The organism is Bradyrhizobium elkanii USDA 76, assembly GCF_023278185.1.
GTDB lineage: Bacteria > Pseudomonadota > Alphaproteobacteria > Rhizobiales > Xanthobacteraceae > Bradyrhizobium > Bradyrhizobium elkanii.
In genome coordinates, this window is the sequence record NZ_CP066356.1 from 6,734,314 (window position 1) to 6,747,367 (window position 13,054).

At 64.6% G+C, this 13,054-nt stretch carries 9 protein-coding genes and 1 tRNA gene; 5 read left to right on the forward strand and 5 right to left on the reverse strand.

Annotation, left to right across the window (positions count from 1 at the left end; translation table 11 throughout):
• Positions 1–4: 4 nt before the first annotated feature.
• Entirely contained in the window at positions 5–793 is a 789-nt protein-coding gene (locus JEY66_RS32305) for a crotonase/enoyl-CoA hydratase family protein (protein ID WP_018270374.1), read from the reverse strand.
• 104 nt (positions 794–897) lie between these two features.
• Between JEY66_RS32305 and JEY66_RS32310 the strand changes: the two genes are divergently transcribed.
• The 4 genes from JEY66_RS32310 (at position 898) to JEY66_RS32325 (ending at position 4,545) form a co-directional block, all read left to right on the forward strand.
• A complete protein-coding gene (locus JEY66_RS32310) occupies positions 898–1,467 on the forward strand; it encodes a TetR/AcrR family transcriptional regulator (protein WP_016844525.1) in 570 nt (189 codons plus the stop codon).
• A 37-nt stretch (positions 1,468–1,504) separates the two neighbouring features.
• Entirely contained in the window at positions 1,505–2,263 is a 759-nt protein-coding gene (locus tag JEY66_RS32315; protein ID WP_016844526.1) for an SDR family NAD(P)-dependent oxidoreductase, read from the forward strand.
• Between the two features lie 110 nt (positions 2,264–2,373).
• Complete coding sequence (locus tag JEY66_RS32320; protein ID WP_018270373.1) at positions 2,374–3,297, forward strand: glutathione S-transferase family protein; 924 nt, start codon at positions 2,374–2,376, stop codon at positions 3,295–3,297.
• A 213-nt stretch (positions 3,298–3,510) separates the two neighbouring features.
• Complete coding sequence (locus tag JEY66_RS32325; RefSeq protein ID WP_016844528.1) at positions 3,511–4,545, forward strand: LLM class flavin-dependent oxidoreductase; 1,035 nt, start codon at positions 3,511–3,513, stop codon at positions 4,543–4,545.
• A gap of 84 nt (positions 4,546–4,629) precedes the next feature.
• Here the strand turns inward: JEY66_RS32325 and JEY66_RS32330 are convergent, their stop codons facing one another.
• From JEY66_RS32330 to JEY66_RS32340, 3 genes are all read right to left on the reverse strand, one after another.
• Positions 4,630–6,201, reverse strand: a complete 1,572-nt coding sequence (locus tag JEY66_RS32330) for a porin (protein WP_018270372.1) — start codon at positions 6,199–6,201, stop codon at positions 4,630–4,632.
• An 832-nt stretch (positions 6,202–7,033) separates the two neighbouring features.
• A complete protein-coding gene (locus tag JEY66_RS32335; RefSeq protein WP_018270371.1) occupies positions 7,034–10,138 on the reverse strand; it encodes a DEAD/DEAH box helicase in 3,105 nt (1,034 codons plus the stop codon).
• 288 nt (positions 10,139–10,426) lie between these two features.
• A tRNA-Gln gene (locus JEY66_RS32340) sits at positions 10,427–10,501 on the reverse strand.
• A 220-nt stretch (positions 10,502–10,721) separates the two neighbouring features.
• On the opposite strand from JEY66_RS32340, the gene JEY66_RS32345 reads away from it, so the two are divergent.
• Entirely contained in the window at positions 10,722–12,500 is a 1,779-nt protein-coding gene (locus JEY66_RS32345; RefSeq protein WP_016844532.1) for an acyl-CoA dehydrogenase family protein, read from the forward strand.
• A gap of 269 nt (positions 12,501–12,769) precedes the next feature.
• Here the strand turns inward: JEY66_RS32345 and JEY66_RS32350 are convergent, their stop codons facing one another.
• Entirely contained in the window at positions 12,770–13,030 is a 261-nt protein-coding gene (locus tag JEY66_RS32350) for a hypothetical protein (protein ID WP_129964902.1), read from the reverse strand.
• Positions 13,031–13,054: the final 24 nt, after the last annotated feature.

The following is a 13,054-nucleotide window of genomic DNA, read 5'->3' on the forward strand; positions in this document are numbered from 1 at the left end:
GCAACTAGCGTCCCTGAAACACAGCCGCGCGGCGCTCCACGAACGACTTGATGCCCTCGGCCGCATCTGATGTGTTGAGCACGCGTTCGCGGATCTGCGGAATGATCGCGATTGCCGCCTGCTCGCCGGCTTCGATGAACTTGCGGCCCGCCTCCTTGGTCACCTGGATTCCCAGCGGCGCATTGCGCGCGATGATCTCCGCGAGCGCCATCGCGCGCTCGACCTGCTGGCCCGCCGGCACGACTTCCTGCACGAGGCCGATCCGATGCGCCTCGGCGGCGGTGAACTCGTCGCACAGCAACAGGTGATACATCGCATCGCCCCACCCGGCGCGGCTGATATAGCGGAAATGCGCGCCCGCCAGCGGCGCGATGCCGCGCCTGGCTTCCATCTGGCAGAAGCGGCTGTCGTCCGCGGCGATCACGATATCGCCTGCCAGCATCATCTCGATGCCGACGGTGAACACGATACCCTGCACCGCCGTGACGATCGGCTTCCGGCAGCGCTTCGACAATCCGAAGGGATCGACGTTGCCCTCCGGCAGCGGCTTGCGCGTCGCCGTCGGACCGAAGAATTTCGGCATGTCGAGACCCGCGGTGAAACTGCCGCCGGCGGCGCAGAGCACGCCGACCCAGAGGCCGTCGTCATTGTCGAGCAGCGTCAGCGCGTCGGACAGCTCAGTCATCATCTCCGGACTGAAGGCGTTCTTCTTCGCGGGATTGTCGATGACGATCTTGAGGATGCGGTCGTGCCGCTCGTGGCGGACCCGCCCTTCGCTCGCGCTGCCGGACATCTGTTCCTCCCTGCTTTGTGACTGGATAATTTCTGGATGATGGTTGTCATTCATATGCATGATGGTCATAATCCAGAAAGAGAGTCAAACAGGGGCTAACCGAGATGGGCCATTCCCAGGCCGACAAGGCCAGGAGCCGTGAGCGTATTCTGAACGAGGCTGCGACACAGATCCGCGGCAAGGGCCTCGACGCGCTCAGCATCGGCGGCCTGATGCAGCAGGTGAAGCTGACCCATGGCGGTTTCTATGGGCACTTCGCCTCACGTTCCGACCTGATCGCCGCGGCGCTCGAACAGGCGCTGAATGCGGGCGAAGCATCGGCTCACGCGGCGCGCGATCCCGACAAGCCGGTCAACATCAACACACTGGCGCGGAGCTATCTCAGCCGCGCCCATCGCGACGCGCCCAAGTCGGGCTGCGCGATCGGCGCGCTGATCTCGGATGTCGGCCGCGCCGACGCACAGTGCCGCGCGGTGATGGAACCGCACATCGAATCCTTCATCGCCAAGGTCGCCGAGACGTTCGGCGACGATGACGACAGCCGGGCAATCGTCGCCGTGAGTGCGATGGTCGGGGCGCTGGCGATCTCGCGTGTCCTCACCGACCAGAAGCGGTCCGATGCCGTTCTGCGCACGGTGCGCGATGCCATCGTCGCGATGGCATCCGACGAATGATTTCGCCCGCGCCGCGGGCACCTTGATGGAGTGAGCCATGAACGACCGATCCGCCCTCGAGCCGACCGCCGTGCAAGGAAGCGTGCTCATCGCCGGCGTCGGCGCGTCGAACGGCCTCGGCGCCGCGATTGCGCGTCGCTTTGCCGCCGGCGGCTATCCCGTCGCGATCGCCGGACGCAACGCCGACAAGCTCGCCGCGACGGCGGCCGAGCTGGCCGCAAGCGGCGCGACGGTCGCGCACGTGGTCGGCGACGCCTCCAGGGCGGCCGATGTCGCGCGCTTCGTCGAGGCGGCCGAGAGGCTCGCACCGCTCGCGATGGCCGTGCACAATGCAGGCTCCAACCGGCCGGCGCCGTTTCTGAAGGTCAGCGAGCAGCGCTTCGAGGAACACTGGCGCGAACATGCGCTCGGCGGTTTCCAGCTCGCACAGGCCGCGATCCCCGCTTTGCTTGCGCGCGGCGGCGGCACGCTGGTGTTCACCGGTGCCAGCGGCTCGCTGCGCGGCAAGGCCAACTACTCGCCGTTCGCCGCCGCCAAGGCCGCGCTGCGCGCGCTGGCGCAGAGCGTGGCACGGGAATTCGGGCCGCAGGGCATCCATGTCGGCCATGTCGTGGTCGATGGCGGTATCGAGGGCGACCGCCTGCTGAGCATGCGTCCGCAATTGAAGGATGAGCGCGGACCGGATGGCATGCTCAACATCGCGGCCATCGCCGACGCCTATTGGGTGCTGCATCACCAGCATCGCAGCGCCTGGACGCTGGAGCTCGACCTGCGGCCGTGGGCGGAGCAGTTCTGAGCGCGCTGCGCCGCCCTTCTCGCCGATGAATATAGGTTGCGATCTGCCGGAATCTTGTCAGCTTATGCGACGAGGTCCGTAGAGATCGCACCCTGTCCCGGGAGAAGGCCATGTCGCAGCCCACGCCGATCCTGCATCATTTCGATCAATCGCCGTTCTCGGAGAAGATCCGCATCATCTTCGGATTCAAGAAGCTCGCCTGGAACTCGGTGCGGATCTCCCGGATCATGCCGCGGCCGGACCTGGTGCCGATGACCGGCGGCTATCGCCGCACGCCGACGATGCAGATCGGCTCGGACATCTATTGTGACACCCAGATCATCATCCGCGAGCTGGAACGGCGCTATCCGACGCCGACGCTGTTTCCGGCGGGCAATGCCGGCATGCCCTGGGCGCTCGGCATGTGGACCGACCGGCCGTTCTTTCAGAACACGGTCAGCCTCGTGTTCGGCTTCATCGGCGACAAGGTCCCGCGGGATTTCATCGAGGATCGCGAGAAGTTTCGCGGCGGCAAATTCGACGTCGCCGCCATGACCGCGGCGCTGCCGCAGATGCGTGACCAGTTCCGCGCCAATGTCGACTGGATCGAGGCGCAACTCGGCGACGGCCGGCCGTGGCTGTTCGGCGAGTTCAGCCTCGCGGACGTCAGCGCCTACATGAACGTGTGGTACGCGCGGCAGAGTCTCGCGACGATGGATGAGATCATGAAGTCCTTTCCGCGCGCTGCGGCATGGGAGGAGCGCGTCCGCACCATCGGCCACGGTACGCGCACCGAGATGTCGTCGGCCGCCGCGCTCGAGATCGCGGCGAAGGCGCGGCCGCAGTCGCCTGTGTTCGGCGACCCCACGGACCCGAACGGTCGCAAGCCCGGCGACGTCGTTGCCGTGATGCCGGATGACTACGGCAAGATCCCGGTGCACGGCGAGATCGTCTCGCTGTCGGCGCAACACATTGCGATCCGCCGGTCGGATGAGCGCGTCGGCGAGGTGGTGGTGCATTTCCCGCGCGCCGGCTTCCTGGTGGTCCCGGGCTGATTGCCGCAGGCTGCTCCCAAGCGGGCCTGGAAACGCTGAGTTTCGCGGCGTGACCTTGCCGGCGCCCTGAACCGGCAATAGCTCGAAGGTATCTCCAACCCAAGGCTCCACAGCGCAGGCTTGCGGATCGATCCGCAGCAACCCGACCTTTCGGCCTGCGTGCGATGGGTGGCCCGTGGCGGATGCTCCGCCACGCCGACAACCGGACTGACTATGACGACCTCCGTCGAATTCGGGCTTGATACGTTTGGCGACGTCACCAACGACGCCGCCCTCGTGCCGCTGCCGCATGCCCAGGTGATCCGCAACGTCGTTGACGAAGCGGTGCTGGCCGATCAGCTCGGGATCGATTTCATCGGGCTCGGCGAGCACCACCGCGCCGATTTTGCGATCTCCACGCCCGAGACCGTGCTGGCGGCAATCGCCGCGCGCACCGAAAACATCCGCCTCGGCTCGGCGGTAACTGTGCTGAGCTCGGACGACCCGATCCGCGTCTTCCAGCGCTTTGCCACCGTCGACGCGGTCTCGAACGGCCGCGCCGAGGTGATCCTCGGCCGCGGCTCCTTCACCGAGTCGTTCCCGCTGTTCGGCTTCGACCTCAGGCAATACAACGAGCTGTTCGAGGAGAAGCTCGACCTGTTCACCGAACTGCTGAAGCAGGAGCCGGTGACCTGGCAAGGCAAGCTGCGGCCACCGCTCAAGAGCCAGTCGGTCTATCCGCCGGTCGAGCATGGCCGGCTAAAGACCTGGATCGGCGTCGGCGGCAGTCCCGAGTCGGTGGTTCGCGCGGCGCATTACGACCTGCCGCTGATGCTTGCCATCATCGGCGGCGATCCCAAACGCTTCGCACCCTATGTCGACCTGCACCAGCGCGCCTACCAGCAGTTCGGCCGCGAACCGAAGCCGATCGGCGTGCACTCGCCGGGCTATGTCGCCGAGACCGACGCGCAGGCACGCGAGGAGCTGTGGCCGGACTACAAGGTCATGCGCGACCGTATAGGCAAGGAGCGCGGCTGGCCGCCGATGGGCCGCGACGAGTTCGTGTCTGAGGCCGAGCACGGCTCGCTTTATGTCGGCGCGCCGGAAACCGTTGCCCGCAAGATCGCGGCGACCGTCAAGGCGCTCGGCGCGGCGCGCTTCCAGCTGAAATACTCGGCGGGCCCGCTGCCGCACGACAAGCTGATGAAGAGCATCGAGCTCTACGGCAGCAAGGTGGTGCCGATGGTGCGCGACATGCTCGCCGCGTGACGCGCCAGAACCGGCATGACAAAGCAAAACCCCCGGCGTTTTGGCGCCGGGGGCCCTGTTAGATCGCAATCAGATCAACCGGTATTACCAGTTGCGCTGAGCGCGGAGCAGCAACATGTAGGTGTTCTGGTCCTTCAGCTCGTACACAGCGGCCGGCTTGCCGATCCCTGCAGCGCCGGGGAAAGTGAGCGTACCGGCAAAGCTCTGGTCCAGACGGGTGTAGGTGAAGTCGGCCGAGAAGGTCAGGTTCTTCACCGGGGTCCACTGGGTCTGCGTACCGATCTGCGCGATGCTGTAGTCGGGGTTGCAGGACGTCAGGTTGGAAGCGGCACTAAAGAAGTTGCTGAGCGAACCACCCACGCCAGTGCCGGTCGGGCCGCAGAGGTAGCTCTTGGCCGTACCGTTGTAGTTAACCTGGGCCCAGGCACCGTAGATGCTGGTGTTCCAGTTCGGGTTCCAGTTGTGCACGTAGGCACCGCGGAAGCCGTAGGTCGTGATCAGCTGCTGCTGACCGCCGGTCACGAAAATCGAGTCCGGCGCGAGGCCGAAGCCGATGCTCTGGTAGGCACCCGGAACGTTGGTGCCGCCGAAGATGGTGTTCGCACCCGCCGAGCCGGCGAGGTCCTGGATGTTGTAGCGCGTGGCACCGTTGGTGTAGACGCCCTGCAAGTTGATGGTGTCGCCAGGTCCGGTCGGGATGTTCTTGATCGACAGAGCCAACTGACCAGCCCAGCCCCACTTGTCGTCCGGATGACCGGTCAACTCGGTGCCGCCGTAGTAGGCCGCGTGGTTGTTATGCGCGGCGAACGATGCCTGGAACAGACCCCAGGCCTGGTCGACGCGCAGCATCGCGACGAGATCCGGAGCGATCGTGCCAGCGTAGTCGCTGAGGCCGAACGTGTTGGTGTTACCGACAACGCCGAAGGTTGCGGGAGCACCGAGGTTGGCCACACCAGCCTGATAATACTGGGTCTGATCCTGAGCCGACAGAGACAGCGACACGCCGTTGCCGAACTGTGCGGTGTAGGTGAACTGGTTCACACCAGTGATCGTGCCGCCGCCGCCGACGAGACCGTCGTAGCTGTTGCCCGGGTAGTTGGCCCACGGAGCCGAGAACTGCGAGACCGCCTTACCGATGGTGAAGCCCGCGAACTGGATGAAGGCGTAGTAGACGCCGACCGTACCGCCAGCAACTGCGCCAGAGCTGGCGTTGTTCGGAGCCTGAACAGTGCCGATCGGCGAATAGACGGTCGCGCCGTTGCCCTGACCAGCGTAGTTGTCCGTCGTCCAGGAGAACGTCGCATCGAAGAAGGTGCGGACCACGCCGTATTCGGTCGCGGTGCGCGTATCGATGTTCAGGTCTTCACGCGAACGCCAAGTGTAGCCGTTGGTGAAGCGGTTGTTCGCACCACCAGCACCCGAGGTGTTGCCGGTGTGGTCCGAGTTGGTGTTCGCCAGAACGTCGACGCGCAGGTAGCCGCCCAGCTTTATACAGGTGTCGGTGCCCGGGATGTAGTAGAATCCGGGACCATACAGGGAGCAAACCTTCACGTACTCGACCGCTTTGGCCTTGACGGGAAGATCGGCCGCCTGAGCTCCGCCGACCGCGACGAGAGCCGCCGCCGAGCCGAGGATAAGGCTCTTAACCATCTTCATGTTAAACCTCCAAGTTGCTCTATCTCAGGGAAGGTTCCGGATCCGCCGGGTAGAACACCCTCAGGTTGGTTCCCTTGTCCCTTAAATCCCCGCTTAGTCGCTTCGCGCCTTCGGACACACCCGCATGAACGCGAGGGACTTAAGCGAACCACCTAGAACGGGACGACCTCGGGATGCCCCCCTCCGTCGTAGTTCCATATGAGACAGAAGGCCCCCGATCACGCAACAAAAGACCGCTCGGTTTGCGGCGAGTTGCGGCTGTTTTCGGGCAAATGTTGCACAAATATCACGGGCATTTGAACTGCGACACTTCGGCAAGTTATTGAAATACAATATGAATATTCCAGTTACCGTTATCGGGCACAAGGTTGGGCAACACCGCGCGGAACGGTGCGCAAAACGGGTAGTCCTACGGAGAAAGCGAAAGCCAATGCCCGTTTCGACGCCGCTGATTCCGGCCTCCAGCCGGGAGATTTCGGCTCAAAAACAACGGTATCTGAACAGGATAGCCCGCTCCGGATACCGCCGACTCGCGCCTGGAAGGGGGCATTCCGATTTGCGCAGAGCAGGCCAAAAGACGGCGGCCAAACCACCGCAATGTGTCCAGTAACGAGGCTACATGTCACTGGGATGTCAGCGCGCACGATCGGTCGATTTGTTCTCCTGAGCCCCCGCGCGCTGAAATATCTTTACTGCGCGCGATGCAGGCGCGCGGCACGCATTTGACAGGAGTCGAGTGGCCCAACGTGACGTTCCGCATCAGGGAACGCAATGCATTCAATCGGTCGAAGGACGCGGTTAAGCGCAACGAGGCGCCGGAGCAACACCGTACTCACTCATCCAGAATATCCAGGAGATCATCGATCCGCTCGAAAGGCGGCTCGTGTATGTTGTCCGAATAGAAAACGCGATCGCCGTCGCGCTCGAGCGATCGTGCCTTAGATTTGGGCAGCCGTCCGGGGAGGAACGTCGCCGCGACCGCCTCCGGCCCGACGTCGAGCCTCACGATCCCGCGCCGCTTGCAATCGATCCTGAGCCTCGCCGCGGCGAAGAAATCCCGACCCGCCGACGGCAGCCTGCCGAAGCGGCGCGAGGTCTCTTCCTCGAGATCTTCCAGATCGTCCTCGCTCCAGCATCTCGCGGCACGGCCGTAGATTTCAAGCCGCACGGATTCCGATTGCACATAGCTCCTGGGCAGCAAATCCGCGAGCGGCAGGTTGAGATCGGGCACCCACAGATCGGCGGACCGGTCGTTGGTCTTCTCCGAGGCTTGTTTCAGAAGGTGGCTGTACAGCACCGGCCCGAACACCTGCACGTGGCCGGATTGTCGTTCCGAAAGCAGATCCCCGGCGCCTCTGAGGTCGAGATCCCGCTCGCTGATCGCGAAACCGGCGCCCGGTCTGCTGAACTCCTCCAGAACGGCCAAACGCTTTCCGGATTGTTCCGAACTGGATTCGGTCAGCATGTATGCGAAGGCGCGTGTCCCGCCGCGTCCCACCCGGCCTCTCAGTTGATGGAGCTGTGCCAGACCGAACTTTTCCGGCCAGCAGACCACGATGGTGTTCGCCCTCGGGATGTCGAGACCGCTTTCGACGATGTTGGTCGCCAGCAGAACGTCCGCCTCGCCTTCGACGAAACTCATCATTCGATCGTCCAGTTCGTCGGCGGGTAGCTTGCCGTGCAGGCAGACGATGCGGAGCTCCGGGGCCATCGACTGCACGCGCGCCAGCATCGGATCCAGATCCTGGATGCGCGGACAGATCAGGAAGCTTTGCCCGTGACGTCGCTGCTCGCGCAGCAATGCGGCGGCAATGGCAGCGTCCGAGAGCGGAGCGATCTTGGTCGCGACCGGAAGCCGATGAACGGGCGGGGATGCGATCACGCTAAGCTCCCTGAATCCTGCAAGGCCCGCCGCAAGCGTGCGCGGGATCGGCGTGGCACTCATCCACAGCGTATGGGCGCCCTTCGCCAGCCCTGAAAGCTTCGCCTTCTCGGCTGCGCCGAAGTGCTGTTCCTCGTCGACAATGATCAGGCTCAGCTTGGCGAACTTCACGTCCTTCGATGCGATCGCCTGCGTGCCGACCACGACCTTCATTTTTCCGCTTCGCAGGCCTTCCTTGGTCTCCTTAATCTCCGGAGACGACGTCGCCCGCGACAGGCTTCCCACTTCGATCCCGAGCGGAGCAAACCGTTTGCGGAAGGTTGCGACGTGCTGCCTTGCCAGAACAGTCGTCGGCACGACGACGGCAACCTGCTTGCCCGACAACGCAACGGCCGCCGCCGCGCGCAAGGCCACCTCGGTCTTGCCAAATCCGACGTCGCCGCAGACGACCCGATCCATCGGATGACCGGACGCAAGATCATCCAGGACGTCGCGAATTGCCTTCGCCTGGTCGACTGTCGTGAAATAGGGAAAGCGCGCGACGAACCGCTCATATGCGGGACCGGGAGCGACCAGCTTGGGCGCGCGCCGGCGGCGCCGTTGCGCGATGTGTTTGGCAAGCGCCTTGGCGGCCGTTTGAATTTCCTGCTCCGCCTTGGTACGGCGCGTCCACCACGTACTGCCATCGGCCCTGTCCAGTGCCAGCTTGCCGAGCTCCGCGGCATACGGCCAGATCAGCGCAAGATCGGCCGGCGGAACGAGGACGGCATCATCCCCCGCAAAGGCCAGCCTGATCATCTCGCGCGACGATCCCTTCCCCATATCGAGGGTCTGCAAGCCATCGAGCACGGCCAGCCCGCGCTGCAGATGCACGACGACCGCGCCGCGCTCCGGCACGTCGGGATGATCGAAAGCCGAACTCCATGCTCTGGCCATGGGCTGCGGATGATGCGCCCTGCTGCCGAGCACGTCGGTCGCCGTCACGACGACGAGCGGCTTGCGCCCTGAGCCGATGAAGCCGGTGTCGAAGTCGGCCAACAGCCCGCCTTCGCCGCCCCGCCCTTTCGCCGCCTCGTTCCAGTCGGCGAAGCGCTCCGCCTTGATCCCGCTCATTCGCTCCATCGCGCGCAGATCGTCCTCGACCGCCGCGACAAAGAGCAGCCGCGATCCGCTGCGCTGCGTGTCGGCGACAAATGCGCGAAGAGCTTTCCGCGACGAGGCGACCTTCGAGAAGTCGGGCGTGGCGATGAAGGCCGCCTTTCGAGGCAGCGAGCTCATCCGTTTGGCCAGCCGTTTCCAGTCAGCGGGCCCCAGATACTCGCGCTCCGCCTCCCTGCGGCCGGCCGCCTCCTTGATCGTGCTCAGCCAGCTATCGGCGTGGCCCGAAACCCCTGCGTCCGCGATCCAGTGCGCGCGCTGGCAATAATCCGGCAGCGCCGCCCGCTGGACCCGCTTGCCTTCCAACGCGATCCGTTCGGACATCGGGTCGATGTGCAGTTCCTCCGCGTCGAACACGACGTCGTGCTCGTCCGGATCGACACCTGCGATTCTGCGGATCACGCCACCGGAATGCTCAATTCTGAACGGCCCCAGCGCGCCCGCCGGAAATACCTCGAACGTCATTCCGTGGAAGAGAGCGCTGCCGGGATAATCCGCCTCTTCGTCGAGATCGTATCCCAGAGCTTCCAGACGATCCTTGAGTTCCTGCTCGGAGTAGCCCGCGCCCACCTTCAAGCTGATGCTGAGGCGCGCTGAGCTCGCGGGCAACGGCAACCGCTCCATGATCGCCTCCGCCGTCGACACCAGGAAGACCGGCTTCTTGCTCCTGGCGAGGCGCCTCAACACCGAACTGCGCCTGCCGGCGATCTCTCGTGACGGCTCCAGCCCGTCAAAGGGCAAGGTGTTCAGCCGCGGGAACACCAGCACCTCGAGCGAGGGATCGAGCGAATGCAGCACGCTGCCGAGGCGCTCGGCCCTGTTCTCGCTTTCCGCAAGGAAAACGACGCCGTCCCGCCCGGACTTCTTCCATTGCTCGAGAAGATGGAGCGCCAGCATGCCGAGCGGTGAGGAAGACGAGATTGGGGAACGCGCCGATCCCTTGCTTTTCTTCTTCGCGCCAGCAGCAGCGCGGGCCTTCTTGGTATTCGCCACGTCAGATCCGTCGTTGTGTCGTGAGTCATCGCCCGTTGACCTGGATCTCCGGGCGACTCGGGGCTTGTCGCCCGCCGCCATGGAAACGAAAGCGGCACCGATTTCTAGCTGGCCGGCCCAATCCGCCCGAAATGGCGGCGGGGGGCCGGCTGGAAAAATCGATTCGTCTATCGAAATCAATGGCTTGTTCATTGGCTGGGGCGGGAGGGATCGAACCTCCGAATGGCGGAATCAAAATCCGCTGCCTTACCGCTTGGCTACGCCCCAACGCGCCGATCGAAGGCCACGTCGGTCTATAGGGTGAGTCCCGCCATTTCAACAGGGCGGCGGTCGAAAAGGCGCGAAAGCCGCAGGATGATGGCGGTACTCTCATTATAGGGCGACGCCGCGGTGGCCGAAACAGACCGCGCGATGTCCGCTCGGCCAGTTGAGGGGCCGCTTGTTTCGTGGGATGACAATTCGCAAACGCCTCGTCGGGAGTAACGCCATGACCTACCGTGCGCCGATCAACGATATCCTGCTGTCCCTCAATCACGGTGCGGGGCTAGCTGCCGCCGTGGAGGCGGGCCACTACGGCGATTTCGACGGCGACATCACCGCTGCGGTGCTGGAAGAAGCCGGCAAGTTCGCCTCCGATGTGCTGGCGCCGTTGAATCGTGTCGGCGACGAGCACGGCATCAAGCTCGACAACGGCAAGGTGACGACCGCGCCGGGCTGGCCCGACGCCTATCAGCGCTGGACCGCCGCGGGCTGGAACGCGGTGTCGGGGCCGGAAGCGTTCGGCGGCCAGGGCCTGCCGCTCGCGGTCAACGCCGCCTGCACCGAGATCTGGAGCGCGTCGAATGTCGCCTTCGGCCTCTGCCCGCTGCTGACGCTGTCGGCGATCGAGGCGCTCGATGCCCATGGCAGCGCCGAGCTGAAGAAGACCTATCTCGAGAAGCTCGTCACCGGCGAGTGGACCGGCACGATGCAGCTCACCGAGCCCAATGCCGGCTCCGACGTCGGCGCGCTGCGCACCCGCGCCGAACGCGCGGATGACGGCACCTACCGCCTCAAGGGCACCAAGATCTTCATCACCTATGGCGAGCACGACATGACCGACAACATCGTGCATTTCGTGCTTGCGCGATTGCCCGATGCGCCCTCGGGCACCAAGGGAATCTCGCTGTTCCTGGTTCCGAAATTCCTGGTCAACGTCGACGGCTCGCTCGGCGCGCGCAACGACATCCATGCCTCTGGCGTCGAGCACAAGCTCGGCATGCACGCCTCGCCGACCTGCACCATGACGATGGGTGATAAGGGTGGCGCGATCGGTTATCTGATCGGCGAGGAAAACCAGGGCATGCGCTGCATGTTCACGATGATGAACCAGGCCCGCCTCGGCGTCGGCCTCGAAGGCGTCGGCATTGCCGACCGCGCCTATCAGCAGGCGCTGGCCTATGCGCAGGAGCGTCGGCAAGGGAAAGCTATCGGCCACAAGAGCGACGGGATGGATCCGATCATCGTGCATCCCGACGTCAAGCGCATGCTGATGCAGATGCGCAGCATGACGGCGGCGGCGCGCACGATCTGCTACGCCACCGCGGTCGCGCTCGACGTTTCGGTGCGCGCCAAGGACGCCAAGGTGCGCGCTGACGCTGCGGCGCGCGGCGCGCTGCTGACCCCGATCGCGAAAGCGTTCTCCACCGACATCGGCAACGAGGTCGCCTATCTCGGCGTGCAGGTCCATGGCGGCATGGGCTTCATCGAGGAGACCGGCGCCGCGCAGCATTACCGCGATGCCCGCATCACCTCGATCTATGAAGGCACCAACGGCATCCAGTCGATCGACCTCGTCACCCGCAAGCTCGGCGCCAATGGCGGCGCCTCGGTGTGGGCGCTGCTCGACGAGCTCGCTGCCGTCATCAAGCAGGTCGAGACCTCCAACGATCCGGCGTTCGGCACCACGGGCACCAAGCTGCGCGACGCGCACGCTGCGCTGGAGCGCACCAGCAGATGGCTGCTCGAGCGCCTCGCCTCAGCGCCGAACGAGGCACTCGCCGGCGCAACGCCCTATCTGCGGCTGTTCGCCGCAACGCTCGGCGGCTGCATGCTCGCCGGCGAGGCGCTGGCCGCCAAGGCGAACGGCGAAGCCGAGCCGCAGCGCTACGTCGCACTGGCGCGTTTCTTCGCCGAGAACATCGCCGTGCAGGCGCCGTCGCTGGAAAAGACCGTGACCGAAAGCGCCGAGGCGGTGACCGGCGCGGATGCGGTGCTGGCGGGGTAAGATACTTTCCACCGTCATTGCGAAGTGAGAGGGCCCAAAGCGCTGTGCTCGCCAAGGGTCCTTCTCGCACGTTTGATGCACACGACGTGCCTCATCACAACTGTCGTCCCTGCGAAAGCAGGGACCCACAACCACAGCGTTCCGTTTTAAAACGAGCTGTGGCTCCAGCTTTGCAAACCAATCGGCATTTGTGGTTATGGGTCCCGGGTCGCGCTTCGCTTGCCCGGGACGACATCGAATTTTGCGTCTACCGCCGAATCATACGTCTGTCAGCGGTCCGCGCGAAACGCGCGAAACGCGCGAAACTCCTCGGGGCCGTCGAGCAAGTCACGCTTGCGAGCGGCCTGATCGAACTGGCTGGCGGCATGATCCGCCATTGCGTTAATGGTCGTTCCGGCCAGGTTTTGCGCACGTCGCCGTCGGTCGTCGTGCCGCGATCGAACATCCCGATCCACGGCTCGCCGACGACAGATCTCATCGGAGATGCGTTCCTGGAGGCATCCGTTGCCTCGATAAGTTCGCCGCGTCATCTTGCACGATCCTTCCAGCAGGAT